The sequence below is a fragment of the Microbacterium gorillae genome (assembly GCF_050990725.1).
GTDB classification, from domain to species: domain Bacteria; phylum Actinomycetota; class Actinomycetes; order Actinomycetales; family Microbacteriaceae; genus Microbacterium; species Microbacterium gorillae_A.
Genome location: NZ_CP158844.1, coordinates 3,017,301 through 3,035,290, shown reverse-complemented (window position 1 = coordinate 3,035,290; position 17,990 = coordinate 3,017,301). Strand labels below are relative to the sequence as shown.

At 68.4% G+C, this 17,990-nt stretch carries 18 protein-coding genes and 1 tRNA gene; 11 read left to right on the top strand and 8 right to left on the bottom strand.

All coding sequences use genetic code 11. From position 1 onward, the window contains the following. Window positions 1-21: 21 nt before the first annotated feature. The 10 genes from ABTV68_RS14015 (at window position 22) to ABTV68_RS13970 (ending at window position 10,498) form a co-directional block, all read left to right on the top strand. On the top strand, window positions 22-699 hold the full coding sequence (locus tag ABTV68_RS14015; RefSeq protein ID WP_433674317.1) for an ABC transporter ATP-binding protein: 678 nt from the start codon (window positions 22-24) through the stop codon (window positions 697-699). After that, entirely contained in the window at window positions 699-2,054 is a 1,356-nt protein-coding gene (locus tag ABTV68_RS14010; protein WP_433674316.1) for an ABC transporter permease, read from the top strand. The genes ABTV68_RS14015 and ABTV68_RS14010 overlap by 1 nt, the downstream gene beginning before the upstream one ends. Window positions 2,055-2,205: 151 nt before the next feature. Beyond that, on the top strand, window positions 2,206-3,075 hold the full coding sequence (locus tag ABTV68_RS14005) for a ParA family protein (RefSeq protein WP_433677618.1): 870 nt from the start codon (window positions 2,206-2,208) through the stop codon (window positions 3,073-3,075). A gap of 175 nt (window positions 3,076-3,250) precedes the next feature. Next, entirely contained in the window at window positions 3,251-4,012 is a 762-nt protein-coding gene (locus tag ABTV68_RS14000) for a segregation and condensation protein A (RefSeq protein WP_433677617.1), read from the top strand. Next, window positions 4,002-4,709, top strand: a complete 708-nt coding sequence (gene scpB, locus ABTV68_RS13995) for an SMC-Scp complex subunit ScpB (RefSeq protein ID WP_433674315.1) — start codon at window positions 4,002-4,004, stop codon at window positions 4,707-4,709. Before ABTV68_RS14000 ends, scpB begins: the two co-directional genes overlap by 11 nt. 65 nt (window positions 4,710-4,774) lie before the next feature. Next, on the top strand, window positions 4,775-5,536 hold the full coding sequence (locus tag ABTV68_RS13990) for a pseudouridine synthase (protein WP_433674314.1): 762 nt from the start codon (window positions 4,775-4,777) through the stop codon (window positions 5,534-5,536). 229 nt (window positions 5,537-5,765) lie between these two features. After that, on the top strand, window positions 5,766-6,875 hold the full coding sequence (locus ABTV68_RS13985; protein WP_433674313.1) for a prephenate dehydrogenase: 1,110 nt from the start codon (window positions 5,766-5,768) through the stop codon (window positions 6,873-6,875). 95 nt (window positions 6,876-6,970) lie between these two features. Then, window positions 6,971-7,675 (top strand): (d)CMP kinase, encoded by a 705-nt coding sequence (gene cmk, locus ABTV68_RS13980; protein ID WP_433674312.1) that lies wholly within the window; start codon window positions 6,971-6,973, stop codon window positions 7,673-7,675. Then, window positions 7,665-9,167, top strand: coding sequence for a ribosome biogenesis GTPase Der (der, locus tag ABTV68_RS13975; RefSeq protein WP_433674311.1), 1,503 nt, complete (start codon window positions 7,665-7,667; stop codon window positions 9,165-9,167). Before cmk ends, der begins: the two co-directional genes overlap by 11 nt. Window positions 9,168-9,586: 419 nt before the next feature. After that, window positions 9,587-10,498, top strand: a complete 912-nt coding sequence (locus ABTV68_RS13970; protein WP_433674309.1) for an NUDIX domain-containing protein — start codon at window positions 9,587-9,589, stop codon at window positions 10,496-10,498. A 640-nt stretch (window positions 10,499-11,138) separates the two neighbouring features. On the opposite strand, the gene ABTV68_RS13965 is transcribed toward ABTV68_RS13970, so the two are convergent. Genes ABTV68_RS13965 through ABTV68_RS13955 form a run of 3 tightly spaced genes read right to left on the bottom strand, consistent with a single transcriptional unit; the run spans window position 11,139 to window position 13,079 of the window. After that, entirely contained in the window at window positions 11,139-11,528 is a 390-nt protein-coding gene (locus ABTV68_RS13965; RefSeq protein WP_433674308.1) for an RNA-binding S4 domain-containing protein, read from the bottom strand. Further along, on the bottom strand, window positions 11,525-12,445 hold the full coding sequence (locus ABTV68_RS13960; protein WP_433674307.1) for a lysoplasmalogenase family protein: 921 nt from the start codon (window positions 12,443-12,445) through the stop codon (window positions 11,525-11,527). Before ABTV68_RS13960 ends, ABTV68_RS13965 begins: the two co-directional genes overlap by 4 nt. Before the next feature lie 40 nt (window positions 12,446-12,485). Then, window positions 12,486-13,079, bottom strand: coding sequence for a GNAT family N-acetyltransferase (locus tag ABTV68_RS13955; protein WP_433674306.1), 594 nt, complete (start codon window positions 13,077-13,079; stop codon window positions 12,486-12,488). 193 nt (window positions 13,080-13,272) lie between these two features. On the opposite strand from ABTV68_RS13955, the gene ABTV68_RS13950 reads away from it, so the two are divergent. Next, window positions 13,273-13,346 (top strand) — tRNA-Pro (locus tag ABTV68_RS13950). 177 nt (window positions 13,347-13,523) lie between these two features. On the opposite strand, the gene ABTV68_RS13945 is transcribed toward ABTV68_RS13950, so the two are convergent. From ABTV68_RS13945 to ABTV68_RS13925, 5 genes are all read right to left on the bottom strand, one after another. Next, a complete protein-coding gene (locus ABTV68_RS13945; protein ID WP_433674305.1) occupies window positions 13,524-14,741 on the bottom strand; it encodes a tyrosine-type recombinase/integrase in 1,218 nt (405 codons plus the stop codon). Then, window positions 14,728-14,940 carry a helix-turn-helix transcriptional regulator gene (locus tag ABTV68_RS13940; RefSeq protein ID WP_433674304.1) on the bottom strand — a complete coding sequence of 71 codons (213 nt, stop codon included), beginning with the start codon at window positions 14,938-14,940 and terminating at the stop codon, window positions 14,728-14,730. Before ABTV68_RS13940 ends, ABTV68_RS13945 begins: the two co-directional genes overlap by 14 nt. Then, window positions 14,937-15,548 carry a hypothetical protein gene (locus ABTV68_RS13935; RefSeq protein ID WP_433674303.1) on the bottom strand — a complete coding sequence of 204 codons (612 nt, stop codon included), beginning with the start codon at window positions 15,546-15,548 and terminating at the stop codon, window positions 14,937-14,939. Before ABTV68_RS13935 ends, ABTV68_RS13940 begins: the two co-directional genes overlap by 4 nt. A gap of 80 nt (window positions 15,549-15,628) precedes the next feature. Continuing rightward, entirely contained in the window at window positions 15,629-16,132 is a 504-nt protein-coding gene (locus ABTV68_RS13930; protein ID WP_433674302.1) for a single-stranded DNA-binding protein, read from the bottom strand. Window positions 16,133-16,209: 77 nt separating this feature from the next. Continuing rightward, window positions 16,210-17,970: a TraM recognition domain-containing protein gene (locus ABTV68_RS13925; protein WP_433674301.1), complete on the bottom strand. Its 1,761-nt coding sequence runs from the start codon at window positions 17,968-17,970 to the stop codon at window positions 16,210-16,212. Window positions 17,971-17,990: the final 20 nt, after the last annotated feature.

Here is a 17,990-nt window from a genome sequence, read left to right as displayed (position 1 = left end):
GCCCGTGGCGGCGGGAGTCTCGTGACCGAACCGCTCATCCAACTGCGTGATCTCACCCGTTCCTTTCCCGGTCCGCCGGAAGTGCAGGCCCTGAAGGGCGTGAACTTCACCGTCGGTGAGGGCGAGTACGTCTCGATCATCGGCCCGTCGGGCTCGGGTAAGTCCACCATGCTCAACCTGCTGGGGCTGCTGGACCGCCCGACCGTAGGGGAGTACCTCCTCGCCGGGACCAGCACGTCGACGCTGGATGAGGACGAGCGAGCCGCCGTGCGCGCGCGTCTCATCGGCTTCGTGTTCCAGGCGTTCCACCTCATGCCGCGGCGATCGGTGCTCGACAACGTGCTGATGCCGATGCAGTACAACGGCATTCCGCGGGTCGAGCGCGAGCAGCGTGCTCGTGAAGCGCTGGAGCGCGTGGGGCTCGGCCATCGGCTCGACTTCCTGCCTCCGTCGCTATCGGGTGGCGAGCGCCAGCGTGTCGCCGTGGCTCGCGCTGTCGCCGGGAACCCGCGGATGCTGCTGGCCGATGAGCCGACCGGAAACCTGGATCAGACGACGACAGGGGAGGTGATGGGCCTGTTCGAGGAGCTGAACGCCGATGGCCTCACCCTGGTGCTCATCACCCACGATGACAACGTCGCCCGCCGTGCCCATCGCCGCGTCCGCATCGCCGACGGCCGACTCACCGAGGTGGCCTGATGGCGCGCAAGAGTCGGGAAGACGGCACGCCTCGGCGGAAATGGCGCAACCCCTTCCGTCGTCGTTCGAAGAACGTGCCCGAGGAGGCGGCTGAAGGAACGCAGAGCGGTGTCGCGGCACTCCTTCGACCGGTGCCGCACGCGGACCGCTTCACGATCCAGGATCTTGTTGCCGAGGCGACAGCCGACATCGGTGCCCGTCCAGGACGACTGATCATGACGACGCTGGGAACGGTGCTCGGCATCGGTGCGCTGGTTGCCACGATCGGGTTCGCCGAGACGACCGCCGGCCAGATCGCGAGCCAGTTCGACGCCGTGGCGCAGACCACCGTGCAGGTGACGCCCGCGAAGACGCGCACTGGTGGGGACAGCACCGCTGCCGCCGGGCGCATCCCGTGGGATGCTCCGGAGCGCGTGATGACGCTGGTCGGGGTGGAGGGCGCGGCACTACTGAGTGACGTGAATCTGGGCTCGGAGCCGATCACCGCGGTGCCGATCGTGGATCCGTCGGCTCCGCAGAAGGCGCCGCCGAGCCTGGTGGCGGCATCCGGAGACGTGCTGACCACGTTGCACGCCAAGATCACCAGCGGTCGGATGTTCGATGCCGGTCACGATCAGCGCGCAGATCGCGTCGCGGTGCTCGGCGCTGGTGCCGCGGAGAGCCTCGGCGTGCTGCGTATCGACCGCCAGCCGGCCATCTTCATCTCCGGAATCCCGTATGCCGTGATCGGCATCGTCGACGATTTCCAGCGTCGCTCCGACCTTCGTGACGCGGTGATCATCCCGTCGCAGTCGGCGTCGGCCGACTTCCGACTGGGAGCGCCGAGCGAGCTGCAGATCCAGATCGATGTGGGTGCCGGTGAGCAGGTGGCGAAGCAGGCTCCCCTGGTGCTGGCGCCGAACGCGCCCGAGACGCTGGAGGCCGCAGCACCGCCGTCGCGATCGTCGCTGGCGAGCAACGTGCAGGCGGACGTGAACTTCGTGTTCCTGATCCTCGGCGGCATCGTGCTGCTGGCGGGTGCGCTGGGTATCGCCAACGTGACGCTGCTGAACGTGATGGAGCGGGTCGGCGAGATCGGCCTGCGCCGCGCCGTGGGGGCGACGAGGCGGCAGATCGCGACCCAGTTCATGGTGGAGTCCGTGATCATCGGTCTGCTCGGCGGATTGATCGGCGCGAGCGTCGGAGTCTTCGCCATCGTCATCGTCTCGCTCACGCAGGGCTGGACCCCGGTGGTGCAGCCATGGGTCGCGATCGGCGGCGCGCTTCTGGGCGCCGTGGTGGGCTGGCTGGCCGGAGCGTATCCCGCAGGTCGTGCCGCGCGCATCGAACCGGTCGCGGCACTGCGCGGATCCTGATGCTGTGCGCCGGTCTTTCGGGCCGGCGCACACGTCATCACCCGGATGTCTCGCCGCTCGGCGCGGGGCGAAGAGCGCGGGGGCAGCGCCGCTAGACTTTTCTGAGCGCGATTCACGCGCGAGCACGGGAGATTCGGTGGCGAACAAGGCGATGACGGGCAAGAGCCAGCAGAACGGCGATGTGCCGATGGGGCCCACGGGGCGTCCCTATCACGGCTTCCCGACTCCTCCCAAGCTCGACCAGCACGGTCCGGCGCGCATCATCGCGCTGTGCAACCAGAAGGGTGGCGTCGGCAAGACGACCACGACGATCAGCCTGGCCGCCGCGCTCGCCGGATACGGCCGCAAGGTGCTGGTCGTGGACTTCGATCCGCAGGGCGCGCTGTCGGCGGGTCTCGGCGTCCCGACGCACGACATCCCGACGATCTACGACCTGCTGCTGGACCCGAAGCGCGACGCACACGATGTGATCACGCCCACGCAGGTCGAGAACCTCGATCTCATGCCGGCGAACATCGACCTGTCCGCAGCCGAGGTTCACCTGGTAAACGAGGTGGCGCGCGAGACCATCCTGTCGCGCGTGCTGCGCCAGGTGTCGCGTGAGTACGACGTGATCCTGGTGGACTGCCAACCGTCGCTGGGTCTGCTCACCGTGAACGCGCTGACGGCCAGCCACGGCGTCCTCATTCCGCTGGAGTGCGAGTTCTTCGCCCTGCGCGGTGTGGCCCTGCTCATCGAGACCATCGACAAGGTGCGCGACCGGCTCAACCCCGACATCAAGCTCGACGGTGTGCTGGCGACCATGTACGACCCGCGCACGCTGCACTCGCGCGAGGTGCTGGAGCGCGTGGTCGAGGCGTTCGGAGACGACGTGCTGGAGACGGTCATCGGTCGCACCGTGAAGTTCCCCGACGCGTCGGTGGCGGGTATGCCCATCACCGAGTTCGCACCGGAGCACCCCGCGGCCCAGGCCTATCTCCGACTGGCGCGTGAGCTGGTCGAGCGTGGCGCCGTCGCCTGAGTCGGGTGAGCTCGCCACCTCCGATGAGGTGGCTGCGGCCGTTCGAGCTGCACAGGCCGGTGCGGAGGCTGTCGTCTCTGGTGTGACCGCGGATGCGGCGGGCGCAGGATCAGGGGTCGACGATTCCGCTTCTGGCGCGCCCGCCGCCGCGGCGCCGACGGGATTCCGCGTCTCGCTGTCGAACTTCGACGGTCCGTTCGACCTCCTGCTGAACCTCATCTCGGCGCACGAGGTCGACATCACTGAGGTGTCGCTCAGCACCGTGACGGACGAGTTCATCGCCTATCTCCGCGATCTCGACGATCCGTCCGAGCTGGATCAGGCGAGCGAGTTCCTCGTTGTCGCGGCGACGCTGCTGGACATGAAGGTCGCGGGCCTGCTGCCGCAGGGCGAGCTGGTGGATGCCGAGTCCGTGGCCCTGCTGGAGGCGCGGGATCTGCTGTTCGCGCGACTCCTCCAGTACCGCGCGTTCAAAGAGGCTTCGCAGTGGTTCGCGGCGCATCTGGATCGCGAGGCCCGTCGCCACACGCGTGCCGTCCGTCTGGATGAGAAGTATCGCGCCCGTGTTCCCGAGCTGATCTGGACCGCGACGCTGGACGACTTCGTCGCGACCGCGCTGATCGCGTTCGCGCCGCGGACGATCCCCACGGTCGGGCTCGACCACCTGCACGCGCCGCTCATCTCGATCCGCGAGCAGGCCGCGATCGTCGTGATGCAGCTGCGCAGTCGGGAGCAGATGTCCTTCCGCGAGCTGGTCGCGGATGCCGATGGTCCGGGGGTCGTGGTTGCGCGATTCATCTCGATTCTCGAGCTGTACCGGCACGCCGCCATCACCTTCGAACAGCTCGAACCGCTCGGCGAACTCACCCTGCGGTGGGTCGCCGAGACCTGGTCCGATGAGACCCTCGCTGCGCTGGGAGCCGACTATGACCGATGACATCGCGAACGAAACGCTGGCTGCCGTCGAGGCCGACGAACATCCTGTCGATAGTTCCGCGGCTGCGGGTGCTGCGTCTGATAAGTGTCGCGGGACGGACCCGTCGTCGGCCGTGACAGAGCCCGAGGATCGCCCGCTGACCGATGCCGAGATCGCGCAGCGAGTCGAGGCGATTCTGCTGATCGTGGAGGAGCCGCAGTCGATCGTGAGCCTTGCCGCTGCTGTGCAGGCGCCCACCGCGGCCGTTCGTCGTGTGGTCCGCGCGCTGGTCGCCGATTATGACGGTGAGAACGGCGGGACACGTCGCGGATTCGAGCTGCGCGAGGTGGGCGGCGGGTGGCGCTTCTACGTGCGGGCCGAGCATGACGACATGGTCTCCGACTACGTGAACGCCCAGGCGCCGTCGCGACTGTCGCAGGCCGCGCTGGAGACCCTCGCCGTCATCGCGTACAAGCAGCCGGTGACGCGCAGCCAGGTGGCGTCGATCCGTGCCGTCAACGTCGATGGGGTGGTGCGCACGCTGGTGGCGCGCGGACTGATCACCGAGCTCTTCACCGACTCCGAGACCGGGGCGATCAACTACGGCACGACCGACGCGCTGCTCGGGTATCTCGGGATCAACTCCCTCGACGAGCTTCCGCCGATTTCGCCGCTGCTCGATGACGGCGCCGACGGATTCGACGGCGTGATCGCGTAGGCCGAGAATGGAGAGGCGGTCCTCGCGCGGGGATCGCGTGCTGACGTGAATGAGAAGACTGACGAATGAACACGACCGACGACACGACTGACGACAACCGGATGCGGCTGCAGAAGGCACTGGCGCACGCCGGGGTGGCGTCGCGGCGCGTGGTCGAGGACATGATCGTCGCTGGCCGCATCCGCGTGAACGGCGAGGTCGTCACCGAGCTCGGATCGCGCGTCGACATCGAGAACGACCTCATCGATGTCGATGGGACCGCCATCCAACTCGACACCACGAAGCGCTACGTCATGCTGAACAAGCCGACCGGCGTGGTCAGTTCGATGAAGGATGAGCAGGGGCGCACGGATCTTCGTGCCTTCACGGCGGACTGGGACGAGCGCCTCTACAACGTCGGTCGGCTGGATGCGGAGACGAGCGGGCTGTTGGTGCTCACCAACGACGGCGATCTCGCGCACGTGCTTGCGCACCCGTCCTTCGGCGTCACCAAGGTCTACATCGCGAAGGTTCGTGGTGAGGTGCTTCCCCGCACGATCGCGCAGCTGACGAAGGGGATCGAGCTGGAGGACGGGTTCATCCAGGCCGACAAGGCTCGGCTGCTGGACTCGTCCCGTGGTTCGAGCCTCGTGGAGCTGACCCTGCACTCGGGCAAGAACCGCATCGTGCGTCGGATGATGGCGGCGGTGGGTCATCCGGTCACCGAGCTCGTGCGCCGCCAGTTCGGCCCGCTGCACCTCGGCCCGCTCCCCATCGGCAAAGCGCGTGAGCTCACCGCCGCCGAGCGCGGCGCGCTCCTCACGATCGCCCGCGACGCGAAGAACTGAACCGCCGCTTCGTTGCATACGTCGGTGGCGCGGCCACCGAGGTACAGCGAACGCATGAGCATGCGGTGGATCCATGACGCATTCGCCGATTCGCTCATGGATTCGGCGCATGTTCATGGATTCGCGGCAGAGGACCGGGGGCGGAAGTTCTCAGGCGGTGAGGTCGGCGCCCGGTAGACTGGTTCGTCGGTGTGCCTCGCGCCGTCCCCGCCGCTGAACTGGAGTTATCGTGACCGATCCCGCGACCCGCGTCGCATCGCGCCTGTCGGGCACCGTCCGCATCGTCGGTGCGGGCCTGCTCGGTGCGAGCATCGGTCATGCCTTGCGTCTCAAGGGCGTCGACGTCGCGCTGACCGATACGTCGCCGGCACAGCTGCGTCTCGCCGTGGACTATGGCGCCGGACGCGCCGCCGCTGCGGAAGATAAGCCCGTCCTCGTCGTGGTCGCCGTACCGCCGGACGTTGTTGCCGACGTGATCCAGGCGGAACTTTCGGCATACCCGCAGGCCGTGGTCACCGATGTCGCCAGCGTGAAGCTGCAGCCGTATCTCGAGCTGCGCGCTCGCGGTGTGGACCTGTCGCGATACATCGGATCCCACCCGCTTGCGGGGCGAGAGCGCGGGGGAGCGATCTCTGCTCGCGCCGACATCTTCACGGGGCGTCCGTGGGTGGTCTGCCGTGACGGCGAAACCTCTCGTGATGACCTGGTGCTCGTCGAGTCCCTGGCGCTGGAGCTCGGGGCGATGCCGCTCGAGATGACGCCCGAGGAACACGACCGCGCCATCGCGCTGACGTCCCACGTGCCGCAGCTGGTCGCCTCGCTGCTCGCCGGTCGTTTTCGCACGGTCGATGAAGGGCTGCTCCAGCTGGCGGGCCAGGGAGTGCGTGACACCACGCGTATCGCCGCCTCCGCGCCGGAGCTGTGGGTGCAGATCCTGAGTGCCAACGCCGGTGAGGTTGTCGACGTCCTCGACCAGCTCGCGGGCGACCTCACCGCGGTGGCCGACGCCCTGCGCGCGCCCGATGTCCCGGGCGCTCGTCGCGAGATCGCCGAGACCATCCGTCGCGGCAACGAGGGCGTCGAGCGACTCCCCGGCAAGCACGGACAGTTCCGCCAGTTCGAGAAGCTCGTGGTCATGGTCGATGACACCGCGGGCCAACTGGGACGCCTGTTCGGCGACCTTGGCGAGCTCGACATCAACGTCGAAGATCTGCGGCTGGAGCACTCGCCGGGTGCGCAGTTCGGCCTCGCGGAGATCAGTGTGGACCCGTCCATCGTGCTGCGGGCGACCGCCGGGCTCGAGGAGCGCGGCTGGCGGATTGCGAGCATGAATGACTGACGTGAGTTTCGTGTTCGGCTCGCACACGAGCGCGGCGGCGACTTTGCCTCGGTGGATCGTGGACGCTCGGCGCACCGAGAGGATCGGAACCACCCGTGACTGATACCACTGCATCGACCTCTGGGCCGTTCATCATCGCGATCGACGGACCCGCCGGATCCGGGAAGTCGAGCGTCTCGAAGGAGATCGCGCGTCGCCGCGGTTACGGCTACCTCGACACCGGTGCCGCGTACCGCGCACTGGCCTGGCTCGTCCTGGAGCGCGGTGGCGACACCGCTGACGCCCCTGCTGTGCGCGCTGCGGCCGAGGGATTCGCCCCGGTGATCGGCCTCGACCCCGACGAGCGCCGAGTGTCCGTGGAAGGCACCGACGTCACGGCGGCGATTCGGGAGCCGCGCGTATCCGCCGCGGTGAGCGGCGTGGCTCGGATTCCCGAGGTCCGCAACTATCTGAACGCGATGTTCCACGACATCGTGGCATCGTCCGGCCGGGAGGCCGTGACGATCGAGGGGCGCGACATCACCACGGTGGTCGCGCCCGATGCGCCGGTGAGGATTCTCCTCACGGCGTCGCCCGAGGTGCGCGCCGCGCGCCGGAGCAAGGAGCTGGTGGGCGAGGATGCTGCTTCGGTGGCCGCCGCCCTGCACAAGCGGGACGCGTCGGATGCCGCCGTCGTGGACTTCTTCGAGGCGGCTCCCGGTGTCGAGGTGGTCGATTCCAGCGACCTCGACTTCGAACAGACCATCGCCGCGGTGCTTTCCGTGGTGGACCGCAGGAGCGGAGAGACATATGTCGACTGAAGAATATGAAGGCGGCCCCGACCAGCTCGAGGAGAAGCTCGCGAGCATGGACGAGGAGCTCATCGAGGCGCGCGCCGCGACCCTGCGCTCCAGCCTCGAGGAGTACGACCTCGACGACGAGGATGCAGCGCTGCTGCAGACCGTCTTCGTCGACGAGCACGGGATGGAGTACTCGCCGGCGCTGCCGGTGGTCGCCATCGTGGGTCGTCCGAACGTCGGCAAGTCCGCGCTCGTGAACCGCATCCTCGGTCGTCGCGAGGCCGTCGTGGAGGACACCCCGGGTGTCACACGCGACCGCGTCACATACAAGGCCGAATGGCTGGGTCGTCGCTTCTCGCTGGTGGACACCGGTGGCTGGGAGCCCGATGCCCGCGGCATCGACGCCTCCGTGGCTGCGCAGGCGGAGATCGCTATCGACCTTGCCGACCTCGTGCTGTTCGTCGTCGACGCGATGGTGGGCGCCACGTCCACCGACGAGCACGTCGTGAAGCTGCTGCGTAAGTCCGGCAAGCCGGTGTTCCTCGTCGCGAACAAGATCGACGATGCACGTCAGGAGCCCGAAGCCGCGGTGCTGTGGAACCTGGGTCTCGGCGAGCCGCACCCGGTGTCCGCGATCCACGGCCGTGGTGTCGCCGACCTGCTCGACCAGGTCATGGAGAAGCTGCCCGAGGTGTCGGCGGTCGCCAAGCAGGAGATCGGCGGACCGCGTCGTGTCGCGATCCTCGGCCGTCCGAACGTGGGCAAGTCGTCGCTGCTGAACAAGGCGGCCGGCGAGGAGCGGGTGGTCGTGAACGACCTCGCCGGCACCACGCGTGACCCGGTGGATGAGATCGTCGAGCTCGGCGGGAAGCTGTGGCGCTTCGTCGACACCGCCGGTATCCGCCGTCGCGTGCACCTGTCGCAGGGTGCCGACTTCTATGCCTCACTTCGCACGTCTGCCGCGCTGGAGAAGGCGGAGGTCGCGGTCGTCGTGCTCGACGTCTCCGAGCCGATCAGCGAGCAGGACGTCCGCATTATCGACCTCGTACTGGAGTCGGGTCGTGCCCTCGTGCTTGCCTACAACAAGTGGGATCTGCTGGATGACGAGCGTCGCCGCTACCTGGAGCGTGAGATCGAGCAGGACCTGGCACACGTCGCGTGGGCACCGCGCGTGAACATCTCGGCGCGCACCGGTCGTCACCTGGAGAAGCTGGTGCCCGCTCTCGAGCTGGCGCTGGACTCGTGGGACACGCGTATCCCGACCGGCAAGTTCAACGCGTTCCTGTCGGAGCTCGTGGCCGAGCACCCGCACCCGCTGCGCGGTGGCAAGCAGCCGCGCATCCTCTTCGGCACGCAGGTGGCCACGCGTCCGCCGACATTTGTGCTCTTCACGACGGGCTTCCTGGACCCCGGCTACCGCCGCTACATCCAGCGCCGCCTCCGCGAGCTGTACGGCTTCGAGGGTTCGCCCATCGTCATCAACATGCGCGTGCGCGAACGCCGCCAGCGCTGAAGTGTCACTGAACCGCCCCGGGAAATCCGGGGCGGTTCGGCGTTTGTGTGGGGGTTCGCGACTTCGGTTGCTGAGCGAGCGGAAGCGCCTTGGTGAGTTGTCTGGGATTGCGCCGCCTCCGAGTGCTGAGTGAGCGGAGTAGCTACGTGAGGTGCATCGGGTCATATGACGAGCGGATGCGAAGCCCAGCCGCGTCAGTCTGTCGTCCGTGTCCGTCTCCAGTTTCTGAGCGAGCGGAGCGAGACGAAGCGCCTTGGTGACTTGTCCCGGGATCGCGCCGCCTCCGGTCGGTTGAACCCGCGCGGCACCACGCGGGCGCACGCACCGGCCCGCCGGATTCCGCCCGCGTACGCGTCATCGGGCGCAACGCTGGCACCGTCCGCGGTCCGACCACGCGTGAGGTGTGGGAGTCTGGAGGGGTGACGATCGTGCCCCCTACCCCCGGTGAACCGCGTCGACCGCAGGGGCCGCGTGACCCGGGCGATGCGTGGGTGATCGCCGAGGACGGCACGAAGTACTGGGGTGCTTTCGGCGCTGCTGGCCTGTTGGCCGTCGATGAGGTGCGCGGTGTGCTGCTTCAGAAACGCGTCGAGTGGAGCCATTTCGGCGGTACCTGGGGAATCCCGGGCGGTGCGCTGCATCAGGGTGAAGACGCGGTCACCGGTGCGCTGCGGGAGTCGCAGGAGGAAGCCGCGGTGCCACCGGGTGCCGTTCGTCCGCTTTTGACCCGCGTGCTTGACCTGGAGATCTGGCAGTATACGACGCTCGTCGCCACGGTGGAGGAGCCGTTCGTCCCCGAGATCGCCGATCCGGAAAGTCTCGAGTTGCGCTGGGTGCCGCTGGATGAGGTCGAGGATCTTCCGCTCCACCCGGGCTTCGGAGCGGCGTGGCCGGAGCTTCGTCGACTGCTGGATCTGCGGCCGGTGATCGTGGTTGACGTCGCGAACGTCGTCGGCTCGGTGCCGAACGGCTGGTGGAAGGATCGTGCCGGAGCGTCGACACGCGTGTTGGAACGGCTCGCGCGACTCGCTGCCGATGGCATCGCAGGAGACCGCTTCGGCGAGCCGAATGTTCGGTGGTTCCCGTGGATCGTGGCCGTGCTCGAGGGTGAGGCGCGCGCCGCGGAGGACGTCGACGGCATCACCGTGATGCGTGCCGACGGTCTCGGTGATGAGGCGATTGTCGCCGCTGTTGCCCTCGCCGGACACGAGGAGGATCTGGCTCCGCGCGTGACGGTTGTGACGAGCGATCGCGAGCTGCAGGATCGGGTGTCCGCGCTGGGCGCAACGCCACGCGGTGCGCACTGGATCACGGAGTTGCTGGGGGAGTAACGCGCCTGCCGCTGTGGCTGTCTGAATCCGCCTCGACGAGGGACCCAGGTTCGGAGCGTGCGCGCTGCTCCGAAACAAGGATGATTGCGCCAAGCGATGACGACATAGCGTGATCCGTCCTCGTTTCGACGAAATGTCCTCGTTTCGAGACGACAGTCCCCGGTAGGACCGGTGCGGAGGCAACGAACGCGATCAGGGTTCGGTCCGACGCGGTTCGGACGGCAAGCCCGGCCCGGCAAGGAGCTCTTGGAGGACAGGACCCTCACCGATCAGGAGGTCTTGGTCCAACCGAACTGCTCCGCCGAGACCGCACCATCATCACAAGCGGCCGTAAATGCTCCTTGACGTGTGGTCCGTCCGACGGCGGAAGGCTCCGGTAGCCCACCAACCGCGGCGGACCAGAGCGTCGCGTGGGCCTCACAGTGTGTCGCGTCGGCATCGCAGTGTGTCGCGCGGGGATCGCAGTGTGTCGCGCGGGGATCGCAGTGTGTCGCGCGGGGATCGCAGTGTGTCGCGCCGGCCTCGCAGTGTTCTGTGCGCGGGCCTCGCTGTGTGTCGCGTGGGCATCGTATTGTGTTGGGCGGGGAACTCACTGATCCGTGGAGCCTCGTCGACAGTCGATCGCGTCGCGAGCATCACCCTAGTCGTCGTCGAAGCCGTCCATGTCCCGTCCACGCAGCCGATCGATGTCGCGTCGTTCTCGTTTCGTGGGTCGTCCCGCGCCGCGGTCGCGTTTCGCGAAGACCCCGAGTTCACTGGCGCTAGGCCGGGGCGGTGTGCGGTCTTCGACGGCGAGTGCCGCGATCGGCGCGCCGACGCGCTTCGTGAGGAGCTCTCGGACCACGAGGATGCGGTCGAATCCCTCGATGCGGATGCGAACTTCATCGCCGATGCGAACCGGCTGGGCCGCTTTCGCGCGTTCGCCGTTGAGTCGGACATGACCCGCTCGGCATCCTGCGGTGGCGGCGGATCGGGTCTTGTAGACGCGGACGGCCCACAGCCAGCTGTCGATGCGCGCGCTGTCGCTCATGCGGTGACCGCACTCTGTCGGCGTCGGAAGGCCGCGAGTGCTCCGGCGGCGATGAGTCCCTGTCCGAGCGTGTAGGTGAACATGACTGCGGCGTCGGTGATCGGGGGAGTGAGGTCGGGGAGGAACAGCATGAACGCGAGGATCGTGTCGGACGCGAGGAAGAACAGCGCGCCCACGAGCACCATCGGCGAGCATCGAGTGGCGAACGCGGCGGTGAGTCCCAACACGACGCCGTAGGCCGCGACCGCGACCGCGAGTTCCTTCGCGGCTGGAGCGATCACGATGACCATCGCCGCCCACCACACGATGAGGAGCGCGGCTGCGAGCGGGAACTTTCGGATGCGGAGGTGGCGCCAGAACAGGGCGATGTAGGCGAGGTGCGCGATGCCGAAGAACGCCAGCATCATCGGCAGCGTGGGCAGGAACGGGACGAAGACCCCTGCCCCGTCGCCGAGCCACGAGAGGAGGATCGCGGCGAGCAGCAGTGCGATCGGGGCTGTGGCGCGGAGCCCTCGCGCGCCGACGAGTACGGCGAACGCGAGCAGCGGCATGAGACCGAGCTTGGTCGGCGCCGCGACTGCGTCGTTGTGGAAGGCGAGGGCGATGACATGGACGGCGGAGAGGGCGATGAACGGGAGGAACGCCCAGCGGGGGACGCGGCGGGTGGCCGCGCGGGTGCGTGTCGGTCTTGAGCCCTTCGCGGGGGCGCCCTCGTTTGTGGTTTCGATCGGGCTGCCGTTCTGCGGCCGACTTTCTGCGGCATCGCTCGCGTCATCCGCTGATGCTTCCCCGTCTCCGGCGCTGGCCTGATCTTGGTCCACAGCAGTGTCGGTCACTTCCAGGGCTGAGTCGTCCTCGGCGCGGTGCTGATCCTGCTGCTCGTCAGTCTGCTGGGCGTCGGGGGAGCGGCTGTCCACGGTGACCTCCTCTTGTGGATGTCCCTTCATCGTAGGGTCGTCATCCGGCGGCTCTCGGGAGCGACAGGGTCATCACCGCGCGTCCGTTGGAGGGCCGACTGGTGACCGAGAATCCACTCTCTTCGAACATCGCGAGTGTGCCATGGAAGAGCTCGTTGGCGGATCGCCTCACCTCCGCGGTGTCTACCGGATACCCCTCGATCACGCGCGCACCGTGGTCTTGCGCATACTCGATCGCGGCGTCCAGCAGCAGATGAGCGAGTCCGATTCCGCGGTGATCGCGCCGGATCACGAAGCAGGTGACGGCCCACACGGTCGGCTCGCCCAGCGGCTCGGGGCTGCCAGATGTGATCATTCGGGTCCGCGCGATGCGCGCTTGCAGGGTCCGCGGTCCCACGCGCACCCACCCTACGGGCACGTTGTCCACGTACGCGATGAGGCCGGGGGAGATGGGCGAGCCGAGCTCCTCTTCAAACCGGACCTCCTTGTCTGCGCGTGTGGTGCCGCGGAACTCCGCGTTCGGCATCGTCCACCACTGACACTGGCAGCTGGGTCCATCGCCGCCTCCCGTGATGGCATGCTGGACGTCTGTGAATCGCTCCGCACTCGCCGGTTCGATGGTGATGTTCGCCATGTTCCGCACCCTACGCCGACCCTCCGACACGCGCGACCGCGTCGGTTCGCGACTGCCGTCCCGAGCGGGTAGGATGGTGGAGTTGCCTCAGCGGAGGCGAGAAAACTGAACAACGGGCTGTGGCGCAGCTTGGTAGCGCACTTGACTGGGGGTCAAGTGCGGGAGCGGCTGTTTCAGCCTGAAAAGTGAACAACGGGATGTGGCGCAGCTTGGTAGCGCACCTGACTGGGGGTCAGGGGGTCGCAGGTTCAAATCCTGTCATCCCGACAGAAAAGCCCAGGTGAGAGCGTGTTTCTCACCTGGGCTTCGTCGTTCGCGTCCGAGGGTTTATGGGGACCTTCGTGGACTGGGTCCCGTTGCGTCACGATGTCGAGGAGTGGGTGGTTGCCAAGCGCCGGGACACAGCCGGGACACCGGCGCCCCGTTCGACGCTCGTGACAGAGATCAGCGGTGCGGTGAGGGCCGCGTCCCGCCGGAGGTCCGGGAGGGCGCCTGCCGCTGTTCTTGGGCGTCGAGGAAGGCGTTGGCCTGCTCGGCGGCGGAGGCGAGGTGGCGGGTGTCGGGGTGCAGGTAGCCGCGGGTGGTCTCGATGGACTTGTGCCCGAGGATGCGTTGCAGCACGTGCAGCGGGATGCCCGCGTCGGCCATCCAGGTCGCGCCGGTGTGTCGGAGCCCGTGTCGGGTGAGCGAAGGCAGTCCGAGCTCGGTGACGAGGTCGTCCCACTTGGTCGCATCCCGCACGCTCGCTGTGGTCAGGACGCCACCTCGGGGACCGCGCAGCAGCCGCTCATCGGGCTCGCGATCCGCCGTCAGACGCTCCAAGACCGGCTTGAGCGCGTTCAGGATCGGGACCGGGCGCGCCGCTCGTCCTTTGGTCTGCTTGGTGACCAGGCCGCCGGACCCGGGGTAGGTCTGCCGTTCGATGGTCACGATGCTCGTCTCCCTGTTGACGTCGCCCACGCGGAGCCCTGCGATCTCGGAACCTCGGGAGGCGAGGAGCGCGCTGAGCATGACGAAGTCCGAGTAGCTCTGGTGCACCTGCCCGCACGCGTCGGCGAGCCGGTTCAGTGTGGCCAGATCCGGCAGGGCGTGAGCGCGCGGCGAGGTCTGTTCGACGGGGATGATGAGGGCGGACTTGCCGAGGCTGCGCCGGGACCTGTTGCGGGCCGGGTTGCTGGCGAGGACGTCGTCGCGGACGGCCTCGTCGAGCACGCGCACGAGCGGCGCGATGCTGTTCTTGATCGTCGAGGCGGAGTGCACCTTCTCCCAGTCATCGATGGTGCGGTCGATCATCCCGGCAGTGATCTGCGAGAGCGGCAGGTGCCCGAGCGCGGGGAGCACGCGCAGACGCAGGCCGACCTTGTAGCCGTCGGCGGTCGAGGTCGGGTCCAGGCCTCGCGTCCACCGGTCTCCAATGATCGCCAGGTAGTCCGCGAAGGTGATGCGCCGGTCAATGCCGATCTCGGAAGACTTCAGCAGATCGGTGAAGAACGCCTCCGCGGCCTCTTCGTCGGGTACGACGAGTGCCCGCACAATGCGCCGTCTGCTCTGCGGGTCGATCCAGCGCGCTCGTGCCCGGATGCCGGAGGGACGGTATTCGAGGTCGGTGGTGACCTTCACCCCGAAGGGAGGGACGGCCGGGGCGCTTTCAGCTGTGCTCATCGGCGGAGAGCGACGCCAGCCACGCCTCGACCGCGTCGACCCGGTACCGGGTGATCCCGCTCATCCGCAGGAACGGCGGCCCCTTCTTGTCAGTACGCCACCGCGACAACGTCGCCTCCGAGACCTTCAGGTAGGCGGCGACCTCCCGGCTGTCCAGCAGCGGTGACACCAGGTTCGACTCGGTGATCGTCTCGCTCATGGCCGGTCGCTCCAGTCCGTGTTCACGATCTCGCGGATCGTCGCGTCCTGCTCCTGCTGCCGGGTGCGGATCTGCTCCTCCACGAAGGCGAGGAAGTTCTCGGTGCGCCCGGTCACGGGCCGCTCGGTGGTGTCGGGTTCCGCCCAGCCCTCGGCTTCACCACCGGGCCAGGGGGTGATGCGGGTGAGCCGGTCGCGGTCCAGGCGGGTGCCGGCGATGGTGACCCAGTCGCGGAGCCGTTCGCGGGCGACGGCGAAGTCGTGGTGCCAGGCGAGCGCCTGATTCCCCTTGGCTTGGGGGTCGTAGCTGAACAGCCAGTGCTGGCGGAGCGCGGACAGCTCCCAGAGCAGTTCGGGGTGGCGGTGCCACATGGGCGGGATGATCTGCGCGGGCAGTCCGTACTCATGCCGGAGCCAGTCGACCCACGCGTTGAGCTCAAGCAGCTCATGCTCGAGGTCTTCGGGTGGCAGAGTGCGCCAGTTGATCGGCCGAGGCACCTCGCCGAGAACGTCGTTGATGTGCTGGGCGTACTGCTGCTCGACGATCCGGCGCACCTCGTCGCCGGGGTCGTCTGGGAGCTGAGCCTCCGGGTCAGTCACGTCGGGCATGTCGATCCTTCACGTCCACAGGGCGGAAACGGGAAGGGTGCCGCCGGCGGGTGGCTGCGGGGCCGCCGGCGGCACCCGGCTCATCGGGCGACCGCTGCGCGGTCGGCCTGGACGGTGCCGCTGGTGGCGGTCGTCTCGGGCTGGAGGGCCTGCTCGCGCCGTGCGAGCGCGACCGCGGCCGGGTCTCGTTCTCCGGCCGCCCGCTCCGGCGCCTCGCGGTCCGCGCCGGCGCGCTCCTGGCGGGACCGGTCGACGGTGTAGGTGGTGCGGTTGTTGTCGTGGCCGATGCGGGAGGCGATGAACTGCTCGCGCTGCTCGCCCTGGTACTCGTGGACGTTGCTGCGGCCCTCGGCGATGAAGTTGTCGCCCTTCTGGAACTTCTCGTGTGCGCGCTCGGCGGCCTTGTCGAACATGACGAGGTTGGTGAACTCGCTCTCCAGCTGCGTGAACGAGCCGTCGTCGTTGCGCTGGAACTGCTCGATGCCGACGCGGGCGTAGAAGCGGTGCCCGCCGTTGCTGGTCTCGGTCAGCTGCGGGTCGGTGGCGATGAACCCCGACAGGGCCTCGCGGGTGGGAATGGCCATGAACCCTCCTTCAGGGTCTTGATCGGTTCGCCCGCTGGTGCGGGGTCACAGGTCAGGTATGGCCGGCGACCTGCAGGTCACTCGCCCGGTCGCAGGAGGCGTTCGACGTGGGCGCGGTCCTCGCGCAGTTGGGGGGCGTCGGCGCGCTTCGGCCAGGGGCGCAGGGTGGTGATGATCGGGCGGGCGGTGCGGAGCATGACGACGCCGGTGCCGAACGGCAGGGTGCGCAGCACGTCGGGCGGGAGGATCGGGACCCGCCGAATGGAGCGTTGGGTGGAGTGGGAGCCGTAGGCGTCGGTGGTGACGCTGTCGGTGGTCTCGTCGCGGTCGCCGATGAGCGTGGACAGGTCTTGCAGGTCGCGGCTGTTGGATGCGCCGCCGAGGATGACTTTCACGATGGAGGCGTCCCAGATCGCGTTGGCGTTGTTCTCGCCCCACTTCTCCCGCGCCTGAGCGAGCGATTGGAGAACGGGCAAGGTGGTGATGCCGGTGCCGCCGCCTTCGGCCATCAGCGTGGGAAGCGACGGCAACGGGGAGAGGTTCCCGATCTCGTCCAAGGCGAGCAGCAACGGCGGGTCCATCCGCGCGCCGGGTGACCGTGCCGCGATCTTCCGCGCTGCCTCGACGAGGTCTTCGATGAACGCCGCCACGAGCGCAGCCGACGCCCCGGCTCCCGCACCCGTGGCGAGCAGGTACAGCGTGCCGCCGTCGCGCAGGAACGACTCCGGGTCGAACTCCTCACCGACCGCTGGGGAGACGGCGTCGAGTACGCGCGGGTCCGCGAGCGCGGCCAGGGCGAGGGACACGCCTTGCCAGATCGAGTCGCGGGTGCGGGGGTCGGCTTGCACCATCGCGTCGAGGGAGTCGGCCCATCCGTCGGCCGCACCGGGATGGGTGGACAGGATGCGGACGGCATCACCGGCGAGGGTCGGGTTCAGCGCCCACTGGTAGAGGGTTCTCGCGTCGCGGCCGTCGAGCGCGGCGGCGTGGAGCAGCGCCTGGATGGCGGAGGTGGTCTTGCCTTCCCAGAACCCGGCGTCCTGCACCCCACCGAACCCCGTGGCCGTCGCGAGCCCCTTGGCGCGGATCATCGCCGTGAGCGGGTCCTGGCAGCCACGCACCGGCGACCATCGCATCCCGGCGGACAAGCCGGGAGCGAGCTGCTGCGGGTCGAACACCGCGACGGGGCCCTTGCGTTCGCGGGCGCGGAGGGTTGCGGTGAGGTTGTCGGGGCGGGTGGAGGTGGTGATCACGGCGCCGGGCGCGTCGAGCACGCTGTTGATGACGACGTGCAGGCCCTTGCCGGAGCGGGGCGGTCCGATCAGGAGGATGCTGTCCTCGACGGTCGCCCACACCTGACCGCCCTTGCTCGTCCCGAGCAGGTAGCCGACATCGCCCGGCTCGGGCTTGCCGGTCAGGGACGGGCGGAGCGTGCCGGCCTGCTTGACGAGCGCTTTCGGGGACGCGACGCGGGCGACCTCGGCGCCGCTGGCTGTGCCGGCAAGGTGGTGCGGGTTCGTCGCGGCGCGTGCGCGGCTGATCGTCCGCCACACGAACACGCCCGCGGTCGCGAGGATTCCCAGCAGCAGGACCACGACCGTCCAGTATGCGAACGGGTTCAACCCCGCAGTTCCCAAGGCGGTGCCGGGGTCGGCGGGCGTCGCGAGGACGCCGAGACCGTCGGCGATTCCGGCGGTGGGTTGCGGATGGCCGGTGAGGAACGCGGCGATACTGCCGGCCAGACCGAGCACGCCGCCGACGGCGACGACGGCGACCAGGCCGCCGAGTGCGATGTTGAGGAAGGCGTCGTTCGCGGGCCTGGGGTGGGCGGAGGGCATGGGTGGGTCCTTCCTGGCCT

Excerpts from the sequence above, each read along its gene's own strand:
- ABTV68_RS13935 (WP_433674303.1), bottom strand. The coding sequence starts at position 15,548 with ATGCCCGACGTGACTGACCCGGAGGCTCAGCTCCCAGACGACCCCGGC.
- ABTV68_RS14010 (WP_433674316.1), top strand. The coding sequence starts at position 699 with ATGGCGCGCAAGAGTCGGGAAGACGGCACGCCTCGGCGGAAATGGCGC.
- ABTV68_RS13945 (WP_433674305.1), bottom strand. The coding sequence starts at position 14,741 with ATGAGCACAGCTGAAAGCGCCCCGGCCGTCCCTCCCTTCGGGGTGAAG.
- ABTV68_RS14005 (WP_433677618.1), top strand. The coding sequence starts at position 2,206 with ATGACGGGCAAGAGCCAGCAGAACGGCGATGTGCCGATGGGGCCCACG.
- ABTV68_RS13925 (WP_433674301.1), bottom strand. The coding sequence starts at position 17,970 with ATGCCCTCCGCCCACCCCAGGCCCGCGAACGACGCCTTCCTCAACATC.
- ABTV68_RS13990 (WP_433674314.1), top strand. The coding sequence starts at position 4,775 with ATGAACACGACCGACGACACGACTGACGACAACCGGATGCGGCTGCAG.
- ABTV68_RS13965 (WP_433674308.1), bottom strand. The coding sequence starts at position 11,528 with ATGAGCGACAGCGCGCGCATCGACAGCTGGCTGTGGGCCGTCCGCGTC.
- der (WP_433674311.1), top strand. The coding sequence starts at position 7,665 with ATGTCGACTGAAGAATATGAAGGCGGCCCCGACCAGCTCGAGGAGAAG.
- ABTV68_RS13940 (WP_433674304.1), bottom strand. The coding sequence starts at position 14,940 with ATGAGCGAGACGATCACCGAGTCGAACCTGGTGTCACCGCTGCTGGAC.
- ABTV68_RS13955 (WP_433674306.1), bottom strand. The coding sequence starts at position 13,079 with ATGGCGAACATCACCATCGAACCGGCGAGTGCGGAGCGATTCACAGAC.
- scpB (WP_433674315.1), top strand. The coding sequence starts at position 4,002 with ATGACCGATGACATCGCGAACGAAACGCTGGCTGCCGTCGAGGCCGAC.
- ABTV68_RS13930 (WP_433674302.1), bottom strand. The coding sequence starts at position 16,132 with ATGGCCATTCCCACCCGCGAGGCCCTGTCGGGGTTCATCGCCACCGAC.